This is a genomic window from Candidatus Mycobacterium wuenschmannii, assembly GCF_030252325.1.
GTDB lineage: Bacteria > Actinomycetota > Actinomycetes > Mycobacteriales > Mycobacteriaceae > Mycobacterium > Mycobacterium wuenschmannii.
In genome coordinates, this window is sequence record NZ_CP126981.1 from 3,819,130 (window position 1) to 3,839,594 (window position 20,465).

A 20,465-nucleotide genomic window follows, 5' to 3' on the forward strand; every position below is an offset into this window, starting at 1 on the left:
TCGACATGGGCCGCAAACGCGTCGTCGTCGCGGGGCTGGGCGATGTCGGCATCCTCGCCGCGATCCGGCTGGCCAAGGATTTCGACGTCGTCGGGGTCTCGGTCAAGCCCGGACTGGTCAGTGGCCAGGAACTCGGCGTGCGGCTGGCCCGGCCGCGGGATTGGGCGCGGGACTACTGGATCCCGTTCGACCGGTTCCGCCGACTCGACCCGGTGCGGATCATTCAGGGCACGCTGGCCGGAGTGGATCTGACTGGGCGGACCGTGTCCGGCCACGGCGACGACGGCACACCGTTCACCGAGGGTTACGACGCGTTGGTCATCTCGACCGGGGTGAGCAACGGCTTCTGGCGCCGGCCGACCCTGCAATCCGCCGACGACGTCGGCGCCGACCTGCACGCCGACCACGACCGGCTCGCCAAGGCGGAGTCGGTCATCGTCGTCGGTGGCGGCGCGGCAGCGGTGACTGCCGCCGTGAATCTCGCAACGACGTGGCCGGACAAGCGAATTGATCTCTACTACCCGAGCGATCGGGCGCTGACCGACTACCACCCGAAGATCTGGCAACGGATTCAGCGCCGCCTGACCGATCGCGGTGTCGGCCTGCACCCCGGGCATCGCGCCGCACTGGTCAACGGCTTCGCCGGCGACGAGATCACCAGCGGCGGTGTCGACTGGAGCACCGGGCAGCCGGCGGCTTCCGCCGACGCCGTGCTCTGGGCGATCGGCCGGGTGAAGCCCAACACCGACTGGCTGCCCCGCGAACTGCTCGACGAGCGCGGGTTCGTCCGGGTCACCCCCGAGTTGCGGGCGCCCGGTCATGCCGACGTGTTTGCGGCCGGTGACGTCGCGGCCACCGACCCGCTGAGAAGTTCGGCCCGCAACCGCGGCGACGCGTTGGTCGCCCGCAATGTCCGCGCCGAACTGAGCGGCGGAAAGACCGGGACCTACCGCGCGCCGGGCAAGCGCTGGGGCTCGATCCTGGGCATCCAGCCCGACGGCTTGGAGGTCTTCCTGCCCACCGGCCAGGCCTTCCGGCTGCCGTCCTGGCCGGTCGAACGCCTGGTCATGCCGCTGATCGTGCGGCGCGGCATGTACGGCGGCGTGCGCGAAAACCCGCCGCTGCCCTGACGGTCAGCCGCGCTTGCCGCGCACCCACTGGAACGTTCCGGCGGTCTTCACCCGCACGCTGCTGAAGCCGTGCTGCTCGAGGATGTCACCGGCCTCGTCCTCCTCGAAGATGTGCGCACCGCCGGTGGGCAGCGCCCGCCACAGGTCCACCGGCGGGCGCAGCGTCGGAACCATGACCGCCAGCCGTCCGCCGGGCTTCAGCACGCGGGCGATCTCGGCCAGCGCGGCCGCGGGATCGGGGATCAGCTGCAGCACGGCGAGCGAGATCGCCGCGTCGAAGACGTTGTCGCGGAAGGGAAGCCGCTGGGCATCGGCCCGCAGGAAACCAACCTGCGGACCGGCTGCGGCGCGTACCGCGCGGGCCAGCATCGGCTCGGAGATGTCGATACCCAGCGCCAGCCCGTCGGGCCCGGCGGCATACGCCAGCGAGGTGGTGACGTTTCCGGGTCCGGCGCCGACGTCCAGGGCGACGCCGCCCTCCGGGATGTCCAGCCAGTCGATCGGGAGTTGCGTGGCCGCGATGAAGCGCCGGGTCAGCGCCTGGGCATTGTCGTAGAGGAATGACCCGATCGGCGACGCCCAGGCGGCCTGGATGGCGCCGTCGTTCTTCGCCACCTGGTCGTCAGCGGCACCCAGCAGGTCGAGGTAGCCGGCGTTGGCGTCCGGGTCCGCGGGCGGGTCGGCGAGCAATTCCAGCGCCCTGCTCAATGCGGGCGGCAGTGTCGTATCCACGTCAGTCATGATGTTCCTTTGACGAAAGGTCATGTTTCACAGGCGTTTACGCGTTGAGAATCGCGATCCCGCGGCCGCACCGCCGCCCGCAGCCTACGCCCAGCCGCCGATCGCTTCCACCCGCCGAGGTCGCAGGGGTTAGTGTCGAAAGGTGACTACATCTTGGTCGCCGAGCCGACTCGGCAACCTCTCCGGCAAGCGGATCATCGTGACCGGTGCGACCAACGGGGTCGGTCTCGGCACCACGCGGCTGCTGGCCCGGGCGGGCGCCCACGTAATCCTGGCCGTCCGCAACACCGAATTGGGTGCGCAACGCGCCGCGGAGATCGGTGGCTCCACCGAGGTCGCGAAGCTGGACCTCGCCGATCTCGCGTCGGTGCGAGCCTTCCCCGACCAGTTCGAGGGCGACGTCGACATCCTGGTCAACAACGCGGGAGCCGTCGTCCAGAATCGCACCGACACCGTCGACGGCTTCGAAATGACCATCGGCACAAACTATTTGGGCCCCTTCGCGCTGACCAATCTGATGCTGGGCCGGGTGCGCTCGCAGATCATCAATGTCGGATCCGACGCCCATAAATCGGCGAAACTGCTGCTGGACGACATGCACCTGCGCGCGCACAAGTGGGCGGCGTACCCGGCGTATGCGCGCTCGAAGCTCGCGGTGATGTTGTGGGGACTCGAACTCGACCGGCGCCTGCGGGCCGCGGGTTCGCCGGTGGTCGCCCAACTGACGCATCCGGGTTGGGTGTCGTCGAACTTGTCGAACGTCTCCGACAAGCGACTGATGGCGGGATTTCACAGTGTGGTCGCGGCGCTGGCGGACCGGTTCGGTAACGACATCGAAGCGGGCGCAGCGCCGACGCTGTACTGCATCAGCGAACCGATCCCGCCGGGCAGCTATGTGGGTATCGACGGGCGCCTCGGACTCAAGGGCGGCCCGGTGCTGGTCGGCCGGTCAGCGCTGGCTTGTGACTACGAGGTCGCCGGCAAGGTATTCGAATTCGGTGAAAACGAGACCGGGACAACACTTCCCGTCTAGCTAGCTCGGTGTTGCGAAGATGCCAACCGCGTCGCCGCCCACCGACACGCCCGCCGGGCCGATGCGTTCGATCAGCCGCGCCCGCAACTCGGGTGCTCTGTCCTCGGCGACGAGCAGCTGGTTGGAGAACGTGAACGCGATGTCGACCCACTGCTGCGCGGAGTAATGCAGATCGTGCGGGTACTCGCGCTGGGTCACGGTGAATCCCGCCGCCGCGATCATGTCCATGACCTCAGCGGGACTGCCGTCGCCGCTTCGTGTTTCGGTATCCATGTAGTCGGCGTAGATCTCTTCGAAGTCGGCCCGGGTGGGCTTGGTGGGCCGCAGCCGATTCCAGATCAGCGCCAACTTGCCGCCCACGTCCAGGATCTCGCGAATCTTGGGTAGCGCGATCGTCGGGTCCACCCAGTGGAACGACGCGGCGAACACCACCCGGTCGAACCGGCGGCCTGCGGGATCCCACTCTTCGAACGTCGAGAGTTCGACGGGGATGCCTTTCGTCTGCGCGACGGCGGCCATCCGGGCGTCGGGTTCGACCGCCCAGTAGGTCGGCGCCGCGTTCGATCAGCTGCATCGACGCGATCCCGGTTCCGGCACCGCCCTCGAGCACGCGGTGCGCGTCCGGTGCCAGCACGTCGTCGATCAAGCGGTCCGGGTAGCGGGGACGGTACGCGTCGTAGCTCTGTGCGGCACCACCAAATGAGTTGGCGCGCTGGCGATTAGTGTGCAGATTCAGGCGCGGCGGCATATCTTCGAGCCTAGCCGCGCGACGTGTGACCTAACTGTGAGAGTGCGAGGTTGTCGCCGGCCATCGCAGCGAACTGCTCGGCGAGACCGTGGGCGAGTTCGGCGGCATCGGTGGGCGTGGGCGCCGAGGCGGACTGGAGTGCGCCGTCACGGGTCAGCACAACGAGCCCGTGTACGAGCGCCCAGGCGATGAGGGCGAGGCTGGGCGGACTGTCCGGGGTCGCCGGGTCGATCCCGATCAGCTCGCTCACCGCGATGGTGAGGGCGCCGATGGCCCGCTGTTGCGCCGCAACGAGTTCCGGATCGTCGGTGTGCAGCTCGCGCGGTGCGAACATCAGCTCGAAGAGGGCCGGATGCGCCAGGCCGAAGTCGATGTAGGCGCGTCCGAGCGCGGCGAGCTGGCGGCGCGCGTCCGGCTCCCTCACCCCGGACAGGCTCAGCGCGAGCGCATGAAATCCCTCCGCGGCAATCGCGGTGAGCAACCCGGAGCGGTCGCCGAAGTGGTACTTGGGCGAAGCGTGCGACAGACCGGCGCGTCGTGCAACGGCCCGCAGGCTGATCGCCGCACGGCCGTGCTCCGCGAGTTCCTCGCGCGCGGCGGTGAGCAGGGCGTCGCGTACCTGCGGCCGGGGGGCGGGTGACATGCCCTGAGTCTCGCCAATTCTCTTGACAGTGTCAAACAGCTCTGACATGGTGTTGCTTATGAGTTTGACAGTGTCAAAAAGATGGATGGAGGAGACGATGGACTGCTTCACCGCAGTGTCAACGCCACGGCCGTATCTTCCGGCTACTGCAGATCCGAGCGTCCGGGTCGGCGACCGCGAGCGGGAGAAGGTCATCGCCCGCCTCGGTCAGGCCTTCGCCCAGGGGTATCTCCCGCTCCCGGACTACGAGACCCGCCTCAATCAGGCCGTCGAAGCGACGACCACCGGGGCGCTGAATCAGGTGCTCGGCGACCTTCCCGTCGGAAGGATCGCGCGTAACGATCCTGCGCGCCGCGCGGCCAAGCGCGCGGCGGCCCGTCGCGGTGTGCACCTGCACCTGGTCGCATTCGTGGCGGCGTCGCTGCTGATGATCGGCATCTGGCTGGCGGTCGCGCTCACTGCCGGCGCCTGGTACTTCTGGCCGGTCTGGCCCATCCTCGGCATGGGCATCGGGGTCGTCTCGCACGCCGTGCCGGTGCACCGCTACCTGCGCGGAACGGGTCCTACCGCGACTGGTTGACGATTGCGCGCGCCCGTTCCAGCGCGCACACCCGCCACAGGCCCGGGACACCCTTGAGCGCGTGTTCGCCGCGGTCGGCGAATCGGTGCCGGGAGCCGGTGACGATGTCGCGGACCGTCGACGAGACCAGTACTTCGCTGGCCCCCGCGAGCGCGCCCACGCGGGCGCCGATGTGCACCGCCATCCCGGCCACGTCGTCGCCGCGGACCTCGACCTCACCCGCGTGAATGCCCACCCGGATCTCGATGCCCAGCACCCGAACCGCGTCGATCAGGGAGTCGGCGCAGGCGATGGCGGCGCTCGGGCTGGGGAAGGACGCGACGAATCCGTCACCGGCGGTGTTCACCTCGAAGCCGCCGAAACGCTCGAGTTCGTGGCGCACCATCGTGTCGTGATTGTCCAGCAGGTTGCGCCACCGGCCGTCGCCGAGCAACGCGGCCCGTTCGGTCGAGCCGACGATGTCGGTGAACATGATCGTGGTCAGCACCCGATCGGCACCGAAGCTGCCGCGCACGCCGGTGACGAATTCCTCGATCTCGTCGAGCATCGGCGCGGTGTCGCCGACCCAGTACAGCGCGTCGGCTCCGGGCAACTCAACCAGACGCGCGCCGGAAATACGCTCGGCGATGTAGCGACCGTTGTCGACGGGGCAGAACTCCGAGTCCTCGCGATGCATGACCAGCGTCGGAACGGTGATCCGCTCGAGGGTGTCGCGCACATCGGAATGCCGCACGGTCAGGATGATCGCGCGGGCCATGCTCGGTGACGCGGCCCGGTTTCCGGCCATGTCCCACCAGCCGCGGAACGCGTCGTCGGCGACCATGCTGGGCGCGATGAAACCGAGCATGTCGAAACCCTGGTCTAGGGCGTCCGGTTCCATCGCCACCGTCGTATAGGGATCTTCCTCGACGATCTCGAACCCCATCGGATAGTCGTCGGCGCGCAGCGTGCGGGCCGCGCCGTTGACGATGATCAGGTTGCTGACCCGGTCCGGGTACTCGGCCGCGAGGACGAGTCCGGTCATCGAGCCGAACCCGGGCGCAATGATCGTGGCTCGCTCGCTGCCGACCGCGTCCATCACCGAGATCGCGTCCTTCGCCCAGTGCTTGGGCCCGATGACGTCCTGGGACACGCGCGACGACATCCCGACGCCGCGTTGGTCGAGCCGGATGACCCGGCTGAACGACGCGAGCCGTCGGTGAAAGCGGTACATCGACGGCTCGGCGTCGATCGTGTCGATGGGGATGGACGGCCCGGGCAGCACCAGCACGTCGTTCGGCCCATCGCCCAGCGTTTGGTAAGCGATGTCGACCTCGCTGCTACTGGCATAGCGGGTGCGCGGAAACTGCGCCACGGTTACAGGCTAGAACACCGAAACCGACACGTTTCCGGCGTCTTCGGCGTTGTTGTCGCATCACGGGTGCGCGACCGCAAGGATGCAGGTATCAGAACGCGACGAGAGGAACAGCGCCATGCAGTTGACGGGTAACACCGTTCTGGTCACCGGTGGGGGCACCGGGATCGGCCGGGGCCTGGCCGAGGCTTTTCACCGGCTGGGCAACAACGTCGTCATCGCGGGCCGTCGCCTCGACAAGCTGAAAGAGGTCGCCGATGCCAACCCGGGCATCGAGTATCTGTCGCTGGATCAAGGCGACCCCGCCGACATTCGGCGATTCGCGATCGAGCTGAAGGACAACTTCTCGGGCGTCAACGTCCTGATCAACAGCGCCGGTATCCAGCGGGTCGAGAACCTCACCACCGGCGGCCCCGGCCGCGCCGAGCAGACCATCAACGTCAACCTTCTCGGACCCATCAGGCTGACCGCGGCGCTGCTGCACTCGCTGCTCGGTAAGCCGCGGGCGGCGATTCTCAACGTCACCTCCGGGCTGGCATTCATGCCCAGCGCGTTGACGCCGGCCTACTGCGCCAGCAAGGCCGCGATGCACTCCTACACCCAGTCGTTGCGATTTCAGTTGCGCGACAGCGACGTTCAGGTCATCGAGATCGTCCCGCCCCGGGTGCAGACGGCGCTGCAGGGCGCCCGCGGATTCGACCCACGGGCGCTGCCGCTCGACGAGTTCATCTCCGAGGTCATGACGTTGCTCAAGACAAAGCCCGACGCCGACGAAGTTATCGTCGAGCGAGCCAAGGGGTTTCGGTTCGCCGAACGCGACGGCGCCTACGACGAGATCTACTCCGTCTTCAACGAGAAGATGATGGGCGAGGTCGACTAGGGCAGCAGTGCCATCTCGCGGGCGTTCTTGATCGCCTTGGCGATCTGACGCTGCTGCTGCACTGTCAACCCGGTGACCCGGCGGGACCGGATCTTGCCGCGGTCGGAGATGAACATCCGCAGCCGGGTGGTGTCCTTGTAGTCGACGGTCGTCAGCCCGAGCGTCTTCAGCAAATTCTTCTTGGCGGACTTGGGGTCCTGCTGCGGGGTGCGGCGACCGCGCTTCGACTTGCCGGCCATCACCAACTCGACTTACGGACACCGGGCAGTTGTCCCTGATGGGCCATGTCGCGCACCCGAACTCTCGACAGCCCGAACTTGCGCAGATGCCCGCGCGGGCGGCCGTCGACGGCATCGCGGTTGCGTAGCCGCACCGGGCTGGCGTCGCGGGGCTGGCGGCCCAACTCGCTCTGCGCGGCCAGCCGCTGCTCGACGCTGCTGCCGGGCGCGCGGATGATGCGCTTCAACTCGGCGCGCCGCTCGGCGTACCGGGCGACGATTTCGCGGCGCCGGTCGTTCTTGACGACCTTGGATTTCTTGGCCATTCAGCGCTCCTCTCGGAAGTCGACGTGCCGCCGGACCACCGGGTCGTACTTCTTCAGCACGAGCCGGTCCGGGTCGTTGCGCCGGTTTTTGCGGGTGACGTAGGTGTAGCCGGTGCCCGCGGTCGAGCGCAGCTTGACGATTGGGCGAATTTCGTTGCGCGCCATCAGATTCGCTGCCCTTCGCGGCGCAGGCGTGCGATAACCGCCTCGATACCGTCGCGGTCGATGACCTTGATGCCTTTGGTGCTGACGCGCAACGTGATTCGGCGGTTCTGTGAGGGCAGGTAGTAGGTCTTGGTCTGGATGTTCGGTGTCCAGCGTCGCCGGGTGCGCCGGTGTGAGTGCGACACGGCATTGCCGAAACTCACCGAGCGTCCGGTGACTTGGCAGCGAGCGGACATGCGGGCGTCCCCCTTAATGAAAATCGTTTTCGACAAGGTCGGTCTCGGACTGTAGCGTGTCGAGTGAGTTATTGAAAATCGTTTTCAAAAAGGAGTGGGATGCGGACACCTGTGGTCCTCGTCGCCGGTCAGGACGGAACCGACGCGGCGGCAGGCGAATTGCTGCGGCGACCGGGAACGGTGGTCGTCGAGCATCGTTTCGACGGCCAGGTGGTGCGACGGACGGTCGTCCGGTTGCGCGACGGTGACCTGGTGGTCGCCGAGGAGGCGCTGGAGTTGGCGCACGGCTGCCTGGCCTGCACGATTCGCGACGACCTGCTGGTCCTGCTGCGCAAGCTGCACCGGCACGCGGGTGTCGAGCGGATCGTCGTCCACCTGGCTCCGTGGTTGGAGCCCGAACCGATCTGCTGGGCGATCAACCACGCCCGGGTCCGGGTCGGCCCTGGCTACTTCGACGGCGTGGCCGCCCGCGACGTCGTGATCGTCGGCGTCGTCACGTGCGTGGACGCCGTCGACTGGCTGGGGCAAGCACTGGGTGAGGATGAACTGTCCGACGGTCGCACGGTGGCCCAGGTTGTCGTCTGCCAGGCCGAGTTCGCCGACGTGCTGGTGCTCAACCATGCGGACCCGTCGACACTCGCGGTCCTGCGCCGGTTGGCGCCGCGCGCCCGGATCACCGTGGGTGTCGACCGCATCGAGATGTCGCTTGCCCACGTGGACGACGAGTCGCGGCGCGGGCGTAGCGATCATCCGCACGCCCCGCTGCTGGCGGGTCTGCCGCCGCTGGGCGCCGACGGTGCGATCAGGATCCTCGAGTTCGGCGCGCGACGGCCGTTCCATCCCGAACGACTGCACGCAGCGGTCGACACGCTGCTCGACGGCGTGGTCCGAGCGAAAGGCCGGCTCTGGCTGGCCAACCGCGGCGACCAGGTGATGTGGCTGGAGTCCGCCGGCGGTGGGCTGCGCGTCGCCTCGGCCGGAAAGTGGCTGGCGGCCATGACTTCTTCGGAGGTCGCCTACGTCGACCCGGATCGCCGCGCGTTCGCCGACCTGATGTGGGAACACCGGTTCGGCGATCGGCACACCTCGATGACGATCCTGGCCTGCGGCGCCGACCCGCTCGTCATCGCCGAGGCGCTCGACGCCGCCCTGCTCACCGACGACGAGTTGGCCCGCCCGGACTCCTGGAGCGGCTACGACGACCCGTTCGGCGACTGGCATCAGGACCCCTGCTACGAAACCCCCGACATGGCAGGCGAATTCACCTCACACCGCAACGGAGAAGCAGAATGAAACCCGGCATCCACCCCGACTACCGGCCCGTGGTGTTCCAGGACGCCAACACCGGCGCGAAATTCCTCACCCGCTCGACGATGACGAGTTCGCGCACCGTCGACTGGGAGACGCCGAACGGTGTCGAGACCTATCCGCTGGTGGTGGTCGAGGTGTCCAGCGACTCGCACCCGTTCTGGACCGGAACCAAGCGGACGCTGGACACCGAAGGCCGGGTGGAGAAGTTCTACCAGCGCTACGGCCGCCGCTAGTCGCGGATGAAACCCTTGTTGCGCATCAGGAAGTCGGCTAGGAATCCGTCGTGCGGAATCGCGGGCGCCGTGTGGTGCGTCGGGTGCTGACCGCCGTAGACGTTGGCGATCGTCGGGTCGGCGAGTAGATCGTCGACAAGATCTTCGTCACCCGTGATCGCGCTGATCACCAGCGAATGCCTTAGCGGCGCAAGGCCGTCGGACCGCGACCACGGCGCGACCCAGACGCAGGGAAACGGCAACTCGACGTTGAGCTTTGCGGCATCGGGTTTGTCCAACAGATGGACCGCCGGGCGCAGGGCGGCATAGCCGTCGCCGAGTGGCGCGACGACCTGGTCGGCACCGAGTAGCGGTGTGGTCCCGGCCGCGACGGTGGCGAGGTGGTTCGCCACAGCCGTTGCGGCGTCGAGCTTTTGGGTGGGGAGGTCGGCGTTGTCGATGCCGGCCAGACGTTCCGCGATCGCCTCGGCCAGCGGCCGGGGATCGCCCTCGACGAGGACCGCGGTGGCGTTGACGCAGGCCACCCCGCCGAGATCGGCGATCGAGTCGACGACGACGTCGAGATAGTCGCGCCAGTCGTGATCGGCAGTGATCAGGATCTTCGCCCGGCCGGGTCCGTTGACGAACACCGTTGGATCACCGGCGTACTTGTCGACGACGTCCTGGCCGCCGTAGACCATCGCGAGATCCGCGCACCGGACCAACTCGTCGGCGCCGCGGTGGTCGGTGGGCAGATATACGGCGTCGTGCGGACGAAATCCGGCCTGCCGCAACGCCTGAATCAGCCGGTGCGCGGTCAACGGCTCGCGGCGCGACGGGCGGACCGCGACCCGGTAGCCCAGTGCCAGCGCCTGCGGCCACAACCCGTGCACCCCCGGGCCGTTGCCGGAGGCGAGCACCGCGAACACGTCACCGCGCCGGGCCCAAACCGCGCCGCCGCCACGCGCGTCGCGCCAGTCGAGCACCGCACCCGTCGGCCGGGCCGGCTGGATCGCCGAGAATGCCGAGGCGACCCCGTCGGCGACACCCCGCGCTCCCGCGCGTGTGACCGTGAGCGGAACACCCGAAATACGGCTGGCCGCAACGGTGTAAGCGTCGAAGTCCAGTCCGGCGATCACGCCGCCGGTGAACGCGTCGGCCGCCTTCGTCAACGCCGCTTCCCGATCGTGGGCGGGCAGGGGACGCACGCGGCGCTGCGCGCTGATCGCGCGCGCGACGTACAGCGGCGGAGCGAGACACAGCTCGGCGAGGGTGCCGCCGTCGAAGGCCGCGATAGTCTGACGGTTGCGGGTGCGATACGCACCGTCCGGGCCGAGCGCATCGATAGTGATCAGATCTGTTGCCTCGCTGGCCATCTCAGTAGACACCCTCGATCACCGGCTCGCCCTCGAAGGCGGCGACGGGACTCACCTCGCTGAGCGAATCGCCCACCTGGCCGTCGAGCCCCGGTAGCCGGATTGCGCTGTCACGCTCGAGGTTGTTCGGCAGGAACATGCCCTTGCTGACGTGGTTCATGATCACCTGACCGCGCTCGCCATACGCGACCTCGTCGCCGCTGTCGGGGTCCACCACCCAGAACGTCGCGTAGGGGCTGCGGGGGTGGAAGACGAACGGGCCGTCCCCATCGACCCGATGGGTGATCGCCTGGGAGAGAATCATCGTGCTGCCGAACGCCATGGTGATCGTCGTATCCGGGAAGATGCCGCCGAGCAGGTCCAGGGTGTCGATGTCGACGTGGGCGCCGCTGAGCAACATGAAGCGCACCTTCTCGTTGAGCAGGTTGACGACGTGGTCGTGCCTGGCCATCGCCTCGAGCAGCGGCGGGGTGGTGTGCAGGTTCGCGATGCGTTGGGTCTGCAGCACGTGAACGGCCTGCTCGACCAGGTGGTCGACGTAGCCGCCCATTTCGGCGGCGGCGTTGCGGGCGACGAGTTTCTTCACCCATCGCGGATCGAGATCGATGGCGTGAAAGGCCGATCCGAGCCGCTCGGACACCAGGCGCGAGAAGAAGCCGACGCCGTGTGGGCCGCTCGGCATCATGCAAAGGAAGCCGTGCCCCTGCATGAAGCCGCCGGTAGCGAAATCCTCGGTCTGCCACTGCACTATCTGGGCGACCCAATCCGGCAGCTGCACGGTTCTTTTGGGCGCTCCGGTGGTGCCGCCGGACTCGAAGATCTGCGGCACCGGCGGCGGGGACCCGTAACCACGCGGAATCAGGTCCTCGACGGCCTCGGTGCGCAACTCGCCGAGCAGGTTGGGGAACCGGCGCAGGTCGGCAAACGTCTGAATGTCGATGAGAGGGTCGAAGTCCAGCGTCCGCGCCGCCCTGAGCCAGAACGCGCTACCGGTTTGTTCACCGAAGTGCCACGCGATCGCGGCCCGCAGGTATGCGTCCGGGTTGCCGACCGGCGTGGCCCTCGGCACATCCAGCAGCGAAAAATCGATGTCGCCCATGGCCTCGATCATGTCGCAGGCCGGAGCGGCCCGGCAAACAACATCCTGCCAATCCGCTTCGACGCGAACGGTTTTCGCGTTCCGTTCACCAAACGGAGCAAAAGCATTCGCCGCGCCGACTCCTCGCGCCGCAGGTCAGGCGGCGAAACACAGCAGGAAATTCACAGCGTGAAAGCTGGCGCGCGGCCGTCTAATCGGTAAACTCGACCTGGACGTTCAGTGAATCAAAAGTGAACAAAGAGTTAACACACCTGGTCAAACCCTCCGTTCGGGGGCTCGCGACCGATCGGAAGGTACCCAGATGTTTGCGCCCAGCCTGCCCGCCGTCGTTCTCGACAGCGCCGTCGACCCCGCGGACCGTGTCAGCGCGATCGACTTCATCAACCGGGTCAACTGGCTGTTCGACGCCTGGGACATCGACGCCATGCTCGAGGCCTTCCTTCCGGACGCCGTCACGTTCCACACCCACGGCGTGAGCCGCGGCAGGATCGAAACGCGTCGACTCTTTCAGGACCAAAGCCCGCACGTGACACCGGGCATCAGCCGGCAGGCCCTCAACCCCATCGTCGATCCTGACGACGACGGCGGCGTCATCGTCCGTTACCACAACCTGCTCGTCCGCAACACCGCCCAGGCGTCGGCGCCGAGGATCGTCTCCGGCCACGTCGTGACGGCCGCGGTCGATGCGCCGGAGATCTTCATCTACTCCGCGATGACCGACCGGCTCCGCCGCACCGGACACGGCTGGCGCATCTTCGAACGCCACGTCGGAGAGACGTCGATGAACGAAGGCCGCGCTGCCGACCCGTATCTGGAAACGGCCGCCTGGTAACTAGCGGCTATACGGCTTCCAGTCGCCTTCCGGCTGGGCGAGGCGATCGGCGATCACCGACAGCGTCTGCACGTTGTGCCCATAGCCGAGATGGCTGCTGCGCACTTCGATGTTCTCCGTCTGCGGTGCGGGCACGCTGGTGCAGCACTGCCAGGCGACGATGCCGTCGGACTTGCTGTAGATGCATGTCGTCGGGATCGAAAGTGGTTGCGCGCGACGGTCCAAGGCCCGCTCCGACACGGACTCGGTGGCGTCCGCGCCGCGGTTCACCAGCCGCCAAACCCGCCACGCGGTGCTGGCCTCGTGGTTGCCGCGGAACGGGGAGCCCAGCGTGATCACCGACCGGATGTCACCGGGCAGTCCGCGGGCCAGCTCGCGGGCATAGATGCCGCCGGCGCTCCAGCCGATTAGGCTGATCGCGCGGCCATCGTTGCGTTCGCGAATGTGTTGCACCCGGGCGGGTAACGACTCCTTCATGCTGGCGCGGTAGCCCATGTTGGTGCCCAGGCCCCAGTCGTAGACGCGATAGTTCAACTGGCGCAACACGTTACGTAGCAAGTCTGTGGACAGCGGGCCGGCTAGAAAACCCGGCAGTACCAGGACCGGGTGGCCGTCGCCGTGCTGCCAGCGCGCGATCCGTCGCATCGCCAGCCGCGCGGATGCGTACTCCACGCCGGTGCGCCACTCGAGGGTTCGGAGCAGGTGTCCCGGGGGCGCCGCGTTGGCGGCATCGGGTACCTGATCCGTCGATGCGGCGACGGGCTCAGGAGTAGAAGCCATCCAGGGTCTCCTTGTTCTGCTCGGCGACCACGCCACGCTTGACCTTCAGCGACGGGGTCAACTGGCCGCCGTCGACGGAGAGGTCGTGGTCGAGCACCGCCCACTTCTTGATGGTCTCCCACCGGTTCAGGCTGGCGTTGAGCTTCTTGACGTGATCCTCGATCATGTCGTGCACGGCGTCGGACTTCGTCAGCTCCTCGTACGACTTGCCATCCAGCCCATTGTCTTTGGCCCACCCGCTGATCGAATCCTCGTCCAGGGTGACCAGGGCCGCGGCGAAGTTCTTGCCCTCACCGAACACCATGAACTGACTGGCGTACGGGCACAGCGTCGCGAACTTCGCCTCGATCGCCGGCGGCGCCACGTACTTGCCGTTGGACAGCTTGAACAGCTCCTTGATCCGGCCGGTGATGGACAGGAAGCCGTCGTCGTCGAGCTTGCCCTGATCCCCGGTGGACAGCCAGCCGTCCTTCAGCGACTCGGCGGTGGCCTCGTCGAGGTGGTGGTAGCCGGCCATCACGCAGTCGCTGCGGAACTGCACCTCGCCCGCGTCGCTGATGCGGACCTCGGTGCCCTCGAAGGGCAGGCCGACGGTGCCGAGTTTGTAGTTGTCCGGCCGGTTGATGAAGCCCGCGCCGGACGACTCGGTGAGCCCGTAGCCCTCCAGCACCAGAACCCCGGCGGCCTCGAACCACTCGGCGACATCGCGGTTCAGCGGCGCCGAGCCCGAGATGAAGAACCGGATCCGGCCGCCGAACACATCGCGGATCTTGGCAAACACCAACCCGTCGAACAGCTTCTGCTGCGCCACCAGATGCGGCCAGACGAACTTGCCCTCGCGGCGCCGGCGGGCGACCTCCTTGCCCACCGCGAACGCCCAGCCGAACAGCACCTTCTTGGCGCCCTTCTGCTGGGTGATGATCTTGTTGTAGGCCTTTTCGAAGATGCGCGGGGCGGCGCCCATGAACGTCGGTTTGACGATCCCGCAGTTCTCCACGATCTTGTCGACGCGGCCGTCGATCGCGGTGGCGAAGCCGCACGCCACTTGGGTGGCGATCAGGACCTTGCCGAACGCGTGGGCCAGCGGCAGCCACAGCAGTTGCAGATCGTTCTCGTCCAGCAGGCCCATCCCGGAGATGACGTTGCCGGTGTAAACCCACGACTTGTGCGGTAGCCGAACGCCTTTCGGCTTCCCGGTGGTACCCGAGGTGTAGATCAGCGTCGCCAGTTGGTCGGGCTTGATCTCGTCGGCGACCTTGCGGACGCAATTTGCGTGCTCGGCAAGGTATTTCGCACCCTGATCGGCGAGGTCGTCGAGGGTGATCACCCAGTCGTCGTCCGAGCTGCCTTCGATCAGCACGACCTTGCTCACGTCCGACAGCTCGCCGCGCTGCTCGGTGAGCTTCTCGAGTTGGGTGGCGTCCTCGGCGAACACGATCTTGGAGCCTGAATCGGCCAGGATGTAGGCCGTGTCCTCGGCGTTGGTGCTGGGGTAGACGGTCGTGGTGGCCGCACCGGCGCAGAGGATCGCGAGATCGGCGAGGATCCACTCCAACCGGGTGGCCGAGGCGATGCCGACCCGGTCCTCGGACTCGATACCCAGCGACAGCAGGCCGGCCGCCAGCGCCTCGACCCGTTCGGCGGCCTGGCTCCACGTGACCGACGTCCAGTCGCCGTTCTCGGGGAAGCGGAACGCCTCGCGGTCTCCCGACTTCTCGACGCGCTGTAGGAACAGCTGCGCGAGGTTGTTCGCCTGGTTAGCTCTTGTCTCGGCCATCGGACATCCCTTTGCTCTCAGCAACACGTCGCTGTCAGATCCATGTATGACGACCCGCCGCGCCCGGCTACGCCGCGCTTGCGATCGTCATAATGATCTTGCTGGGAGTGCCCACCGCTGTCTGGACAAAACGTGAAAACGCAGGCCGATTAAGCGTCGGCGGTGGCTTCGGCCAGTTCGGGTTGCACCAATCCGGCGGTCTTGGCCAGGAAGTTGGGCGCCAGTATCGACAACCCGGTGGCGCCGGCGGTGGCCCCGATCACCCCGGTCCACGCGACCGGTCCAAGCGGCGTGCAGCCGAAGAAGTGGCTCACCACCGGCGTTTGCACGATCGCCACCAGCACCGCCGAGCTGCCCAGGGCGGTGGCCACCACCAGCGGGCTGTGCCGCCGGGTGAGCAGCGTCTGGGCCAGCTGCGTCGTGACCAGCGCGGTCAATCCCATTGTGGAGGTGCGCCTTTCGGTTCCCGGTGTCCATCGGCCGATGGCCCAGGCGGAGGTGGCGCCGATGGCCGTGACGGCCCCGCGGGTGATGATCTGACGCATCAGCGGCACGTCCAGCGACGGTGTGGGCCCGGTCAGCACCGAGAGCTGATACGCGCGACGGGCTTCGGCCGCCTCCTCCTCGGTGTCGAACTCGTCGGCGTCGGGCTCCTCGAACTGCGGGGTGACGGCGACCGCGAGGGCCGGGAACATGTCGGTCAGCAGGTTCACCAGCAGCAGTTGCCGGGTCCCGACCGGCGCTCGTCCGCTGCCCAGCGCCGTGCCGATGATGGTGAAGAGCACCTCGCCGACGTTGCCGCCGACCAGGATCGTCACCGCGTCGCGTACCCCGGCCCACATGCCGCGGCCCTCGACCAGGGTGTCCAGCAGCACGCCGAGGTCGTCGTCGGTGAGCACGATGTCCGCGGCGCCGCGAGCGGCCGACGACCCGCGACCGCTGACCCCGATGCCGACATCCGCCATCCGGATCGCCGCGGCGTCGTTGGCCCCGTCGCCGACCATCGCGGTGACCCGCCCGCAGCGCTGCAGTGCCGCGACGATCTGCACCTTCTGCTCCGGGCTGACCCGGGCGAACACCTGCACGTCGGCGGAGAGCTTGGCGGCCGCGTCCTCGTCGAGGCCGTTGAGGTCGGCACCGGTGATCACCCGAGCGTCAGCGGGCAGACCCAGCTGGCGGGCGATCGCCCGCGCGGTCACCGGGTGGTCGCCGGTGATCAGCACGACGTCGCGGCCCGCGTCGACCAGGCCTTCGATCAACGGTCGGGCGGACGCGCGGGCGGTGTCGGCCAGCCCGACGTAGCCGATCAACTCCAGATCGTGCGCTGCGACGTCGACCGCGTCGGCGTCGGTGTTCTCGTCGTCGGTGGCGCGTTTCCAGTTGCCCTTCGCGACGGCCAGCACCCGTAGCCCCTGCTCGGCGAGGTTGTGCACCAACGCTTCCGCGTGCTCGCGGTCGGCTTGCGGATCGGCGAACCGGCAGCGCGGCAGCACGACCTCGGGCGCGCCCTTGAGCATCAGCACGGGCTGTTTCGGGTTGCTCTCGAGCGTGCCGATCGAGGCCGCGAAGCCGCGGCTGGATTCGAAGGGCACCTCGGCGAGCAGGTCCCAGTCCGGGTCGGTGCTGCCAGCGTGGGATTCCGCGGCCTTGAGGATCGCCTCGTCGGTGGCGTGCGCGTGGCCCTGCGCCTCGTGCGGTTGCGACGACGCGCGCGCCGCGGCCCGCAGGACGTCGGTGGCCACCGGGTCGGCTATACCGGGGAACGGTCCCTGCGGGCTGGTCGACGCCGGCACCGAAAGGACAAGGCGCAGGCGGTTTTCGGTGAGGGTGCCGGTCTTGTCGAAGCAGACGGTGTCCACCCGGCCCAGCGCCTCGATCGTGCGTGGCGCGCGGACCAGCACGCCACGCGTCGAAAGCCGTTGCGCCGCGGCCAATTGCGACAGAGTCGCGACCAGCGGCAGGCCCTCGGGCACGGCGGCCACCGCGATCGCGACGCCGTCGGCGACCGCCTGGCGCAGCGAGGCGCGGCGGAGCAGGGCCAGCCCCGACACCGCGGCGCCACCGGCCAGGGTCAGCGGCAACACCTTGGCGGTCAGTTCCCGCAGTCGGGCTTGCACGCCGGCCGACGACTCGACGTCGATGACCGCCGAGATGGCGCGATGCGCCGCAGTGCCCACGCCGGTGGCCACCACGATCGCCCGGGCATGCCCGGCGACGATCGTGCTGCCCTCGAACAGCATGCTGGCCCGATCGGTGTCGCCCGCCGCGACCGGATCGACCTGTTTGTCGACCGGCAACGACTCGCCGGTCAGCAGCGACTCGTCGACCTCGAGGTCCTCGGCGACCAGTAGCCGAGCGTCGGCGGGCACCACGTCGGGCACCGCCAGGTCGATGACGTCGCCGGGACGCAGCGAACTGGCCGGCACCGTCACCGTTCGGGTGGTCGTGCGGGCCGCCTCCAACCGGCGGCGCGAGGTGGCCACCGTCGGGACGACGACGCGGCGCGCGACCTGGTCCTGCTCGGCGAAGAGTTCCGCGGCGGCGGCCTCGGCGCGGAGTCGCTGGGAGCCGCCTATCACGGCGTTGACCGCCATGACACCGCCGACCAGCAACGCGTCGACGTTGCTGCCCAGGATCGCCGAGGCCGCGGCGCCGACCGCCAGGATCGGCGTGAGCGGGTCGGAAAGCTCGGCCCTGGTCGCCGACAACAGCTTGCCGGCCTGGCGTGCGGGTCCGCGCAGCGGCGAGCCCAGCGGGCTGTAGGACAAGTCTTCCAGCACGCGCCGCCAGGCGGGCGCGCTCTCGACCGCGGTGAGCGGACGCGTCCGGCCGGCCAGTCGCGAGTAGACGATCTCGGGGTCCAGGGCATGCCATGCGGTCAGCGGCTGCGGTGTGGGGTCGGGTTGGCGCAGCACCTTGGCGGCCGAAAACGCCCCGGACATCAGCGCGCTGGCGGCGGCGGCGTTGACCGGGTTGAGCCAGCGCCGGATCGCCATCGGATTGCTCGGTCCCGACGGATTGCCGGTGACCAGCAGCAGACCGGCCAGCGTGGTCCCGCCCTTGGCCAGGTTCACCGAGGACTCGCTGGCCTGACGCGCGGCCGGCAGTGCCGACAGGATGCGCACCGCGGCGGCCAGATCGGTGCCGGTGATGATGTCGGCACTCCACGGCGTCGCGGCCTTCGGGTCGTCGAGCGCGACCCCGACGTCGGCGATGGCCAGCGCGGCCAGGGTGTCGGTCGAGGCGAAGTCGCGATGCAGCGCGGTGATCAGCAGTACCGGTCCGCGGTCGGCGCGCAGGTCGCGGACCAGCTTGAGCAACGGCGTGCCGCTGGGGTGGCTGGCGGCGACGCTGGCCGCGAGGTCCTGAGTGCCTGCGACATGGCGCAGCACGACGCGGGCGCCGGTGCGATTCGCGATCTGCAGCAGTGGCACCGCGTACGGGTCGACCTCCCAGCCGACTTCGACGTGACCGACGGTCTCCCCGTCGACGACGAGGTCGGCGTGCTCGAGCCCCTGGGCCGGGGCGGCCGACGGTCCCTCGGCCCGCAGCCAGCGCAGCCGCGCGGTGTTCGCGGGAAGCTCGTCCGGATCGGGCTCGGGCGGCTGCTCGGAGTGCAGCAGTGCGTCGGCGACCTCGTACACCCGGTCGTCGTCCCAACCGGTGATGTCGCCGCGGGCGTGCAGCACCGCGCGGTGGTCGCCGCGCAGGGCGGCGCCGTCGATGACGACGACCTTGACCCGGTCCAGCCGGCGTAGCGCACCGGGATCGAGGATCATCTGCCCGTCGTCGGCCAGTCCACGGCCCAGCACCGCAGCGAAGGACTGGCGACCCATGTGGGCGGCCTTCGGGATTCCGGCCAGCACGGCGCCGGCCGCGTCCTCGGTGCCGCCGCCGGCGACCAGCGCGCTGGCCGCGGCGATCAGCGAGCCGTTGGCGGCCGAGTCGACGTACTCCTCGACCGGCCCGGCCATCGAACCCTTCGCGCTGTCGATGGCGGCGTCGATCGACCCGTCCACCACGACATGTGACGCCTCGCCGGCCGCCGCTGCTGCCCAATTATGTTGGGCTGCCTGTGCTTTCGCGACACCCGTGGATGAGATGACGGGGACGACGGGGGCCTGGGGTCGGCTCGGAGAGGCAAGTTGCGGCTCCCGGTCGCGCCAACGGCGGCGGTGCGCCTCGGCCTCGGAGATCTGCAGGACGCGCTCGGCCAGGTTCAGCAGCGGCGTGCCGACCGCCTGGGTCAGCCCGTTGGCGGCGGCGGTCGATGCGGCGAGGGCCAGGTCGGTGCCGACCCGGCCCAGCCGCGACTCGAGCACGGCCACCATCCGCGGCTGGTCTTTCAGCAGCGCGGCGGCGGCGCGGGTGGTCTTGGGCGCGGCGGGCAACTTCACGACCCAACCGGTGACGGCGGCGCCGATCGCCACGGCGTCGAAGACGGCCGCGGTCAGCGGCACCAGAACCGCCAGCGGGTTACCGGGGTCGGCGAACGGCGCGATCCGGATCTGCGGCTCGCGTCCGGCGGCGGCCAAGTCCGCGGCAGCGCCGTTCACCACGTCGCGGACCGTTTCGAGCACGACGTCGGCGTCGGCATCGTCATCGAGTTCGACGACCAAGCGGCCCAGGGCTCCCTCGACGTGCGCGTGGGCGACGCCCGCGACCGCGCGCACCGGGCCTTCGACCACGGCAGCGTGCTCGTGCCAGCGCGGGAACGGCAACAGCGGGTCGAGATCCAGGTGCACGCGCCGCCCGGCCTGCCATCGCACGGTCGCCGAGGCGCCGTCGCGGCTGCCGTTGGTCGATCGGCCGCTGCCCAACACCCAGGCCGTCGAGTGAGTGACGGTGTCGACCACCGGAGCGGTCAGCGTCGACACGGCATCGGCGGCGCTTGCCACGCTCTGCGCCCCGGCCTGCAGCATCTGCACCGCTCCACCGGCTACGCCGCCGAGCAAGGCGGTCACACCTGGAACCCTCATCGCGCACCCTTCGCATGTCTGTTCTGTCGCCCAGGTCCGCCTGGG

The 20,465-nt window shown here is 68.7% G+C and carries 20 protein-coding genes; 7 read left to right on the forward strand and 13 right to left on the reverse strand.

The genetic code is table 11. The annotated features are described in order from the left end of the window. The first annotated feature begins 5 nt into the window (after positions 1-5). A complete protein-coding gene (locus PT015_RS18380; protein WP_285186351.1) occupies positions 6-1,130 on the forward strand; it encodes an FAD-dependent oxidoreductase in 1,125 nt (374 codons plus the stop codon). 3 nt (positions 1,131-1,133) lie between these two features. On the opposite strand, the gene PT015_RS18385 is transcribed toward PT015_RS18380, so the two are convergent. After that, positions 1,134-1,871, reverse strand: a complete 738-nt coding sequence (locus tag PT015_RS18385) for a methyltransferase domain-containing protein (RefSeq protein WP_285186353.1) — start codon at positions 1,869-1,871, stop codon at positions 1,134-1,136. 142 nt (positions 1,872-2,013) lie between these two features. Here PT015_RS18385 and PT015_RS18390 point away from each other — a divergent pair, with 142 nt between their 5' ends. Further along, the gene (locus PT015_RS18390; protein WP_285186354.1) at positions 2,014-2,904 is read left to right on the forward strand and encodes an SDR family NAD(P)-dependent oxidoreductase; all 891 of its coding nucleotides are present in this window, start codon (positions 2,014-2,016) and stop codon (positions 2,902-2,904) included. Here PT015_RS18390 and PT015_RS18395 read toward each other — a convergent pair whose 3' ends face one another. Further along, positions 2,905-3,423: a class I SAM-dependent methyltransferase gene (locus PT015_RS18395; RefSeq protein WP_285186355.1), complete on the reverse strand. Its 519-nt coding sequence runs from the start codon at positions 3,421-3,423 to the stop codon at positions 2,905-2,907. A 239-nt stretch (positions 3,424-3,662) separates the two neighbouring features. Then, a complete protein-coding gene (locus PT015_RS18400; RefSeq protein ID WP_285186356.1) occupies positions 3,663-4,295 on the reverse strand; it encodes a TetR/AcrR family transcriptional regulator in 633 nt (210 codons plus the stop codon). Between the two features lie 97 nt (positions 4,296-4,392). Here PT015_RS18400 and PT015_RS18405 point away from each other — a divergent pair, with 97 nt between their 5' ends. Further along, on the forward strand, positions 4,393-4,875 hold the full coding sequence (locus tag PT015_RS18405) for a DUF1707 domain-containing protein (RefSeq protein WP_285191165.1): 483 nt from the start codon (positions 4,393-4,395) through the stop codon (positions 4,873-4,875). Here PT015_RS18405 and PT015_RS18410 read toward each other — a convergent pair. Then, a complete protein-coding gene (locus tag PT015_RS18410) occupies positions 4,859-6,229 on the reverse strand; it encodes an adenylate/guanylate cyclase domain-containing protein (protein ID WP_285186357.1) in 1,371 nt (456 codons plus the stop codon). The genes PT015_RS18405 and PT015_RS18410 overlap by 17 nt on opposite strands. Positions 6,230-6,347: 118 nt before the next feature. Here PT015_RS18410 and PT015_RS18415 point away from each other — a divergent pair, with 118 nt between their 5' ends. Next, positions 6,348-7,109, forward strand: a complete 762-nt coding sequence (locus PT015_RS18415) for an SDR family oxidoreductase (RefSeq protein ID WP_285186358.1) — start codon at positions 6,348-6,350, stop codon at positions 7,107-7,109. Here the strand turns inward: PT015_RS18415 and rpsR are convergent. The 4 genes from rpsR to rpmB are packed head-to-tail and all read right to left on the reverse strand — an operon-like array spanning position 7,106 to position 8,054. Beyond that, positions 7,106-7,348: a 30S ribosomal protein S18 gene (rpsR, locus tag PT015_RS18420; protein ID WP_285186359.1), complete on the reverse strand. Its 243-nt coding sequence runs from the start codon at positions 7,346-7,348 to the stop codon at positions 7,106-7,108. The genes PT015_RS18415 and rpsR overlap by 4 nt on opposite strands. Further along, complete coding sequence (rpsN, locus tag PT015_RS18425) at positions 7,348-7,653, reverse strand: 30S ribosomal protein S14 (RefSeq protein ID WP_285186361.1); 306 nt, start codon at positions 7,651-7,653, stop codon at positions 7,348-7,350. Before rpsN ends, rpsR begins: the two co-directional genes overlap by 1 nt. Continuing rightward, the gene (gene rpmG / locus PT015_RS18430) at positions 7,654-7,818 is read right to left on the reverse strand and encodes a 50S ribosomal protein L33 (RefSeq protein WP_285186362.1); all 165 of its coding nucleotides are present in this window, start codon (positions 7,816-7,818) and stop codon (positions 7,654-7,656) included. It abuts the gene before it with no gap. Continuing rightward, positions 7,818-8,054: a 50S ribosomal protein L28 gene (gene rpmB, locus PT015_RS18435; RefSeq protein ID WP_285186363.1), complete on the reverse strand. Its 237-nt coding sequence runs from the start codon at positions 8,052-8,054 to the stop codon at positions 7,818-7,820. The genes rpmG and rpmB overlap by 1 nt, the downstream gene beginning before the upstream one ends. Positions 8,055-8,153: 99 nt before the next feature. On the opposite strand from rpmB, the gene mrf reads away from it, so the two are divergent. Further along, entirely contained in the window at positions 8,154-9,347 is a 1,194-nt protein-coding gene (gene mrf / locus PT015_RS18440; RefSeq protein WP_285186364.1) for a ribosome hibernation factor-recruiting GTPase MRF, read from the forward strand. Further along, on the forward strand, positions 9,344-9,598 hold the full coding sequence (locus tag PT015_RS18445; protein WP_285186366.1) for a type B 50S ribosomal protein L31: 255 nt from the start codon (positions 9,344-9,346) through the stop codon (positions 9,596-9,598). The genes mrf and PT015_RS18445 overlap by 4 nt, the downstream gene beginning before the upstream one ends. Here the strand turns inward: PT015_RS18445 and PT015_RS18450 are convergent. Both PT015_RS18450 and PT015_RS18455 read right to left on the reverse strand, forming a co-directional pair. Next, entirely contained in the window at positions 9,595-10,932 is a 1,338-nt protein-coding gene (locus PT015_RS18450; protein WP_285191166.1) for an aldehyde dehydrogenase family protein, read from the reverse strand. The genes PT015_RS18445 and PT015_RS18450 overlap by 4 nt on opposite strands. 22 nt (positions 10,933-10,954) lie before the next feature. Next, a complete protein-coding gene (locus PT015_RS18455; protein WP_285186367.1) occupies positions 10,955-12,052 on the reverse strand; it encodes an acyl-CoA synthetase family protein in 1,098 nt (365 codons plus the stop codon). A 301-nt stretch (positions 12,053-12,353) separates the two neighbouring features. Here PT015_RS18455 and PT015_RS18460 point away from each other — a divergent pair, with 301 nt between their 5' ends. Continuing rightward, positions 12,354-12,884, forward strand: coding sequence for a nuclear transport factor 2 family protein (locus tag PT015_RS18460; protein ID WP_285186369.1), 531 nt, complete (start codon positions 12,354-12,356; stop codon positions 12,882-12,884). On the opposite strand, the gene PT015_RS18465 is transcribed toward PT015_RS18460, so the two are convergent. The 3 genes from PT015_RS18465 to PT015_RS18475 all read right to left on the reverse strand — a co-directional run bounded on the left by PT015_RS18465 (position 12,885) and on the right by PT015_RS18475 (position 20,420). After that, entirely contained in the window at positions 12,885-13,664 is a 780-nt protein-coding gene (locus PT015_RS18465; RefSeq protein WP_285186370.1) for an esterase/lipase family protein, read from the reverse strand. Next, a complete protein-coding gene (locus PT015_RS18470) occupies positions 13,648-15,441 on the reverse strand; it encodes an AMP-dependent synthetase/ligase (protein WP_285186372.1) in 1,794 nt (597 codons plus the stop codon). Before PT015_RS18470 ends, PT015_RS18465 begins: the two co-directional genes overlap by 17 nt. Positions 15,442-15,590: 149 nt before the next feature. Next, on the reverse strand, positions 15,591-20,420 hold the full coding sequence (locus tag PT015_RS18475) for a cation-translocating P-type ATPase (protein ID WP_285186374.1): 4,830 nt from the start codon (positions 20,418-20,420) through the stop codon (positions 15,591-15,593). Positions 20,421-20,465: the final 45 nt, after the last annotated feature.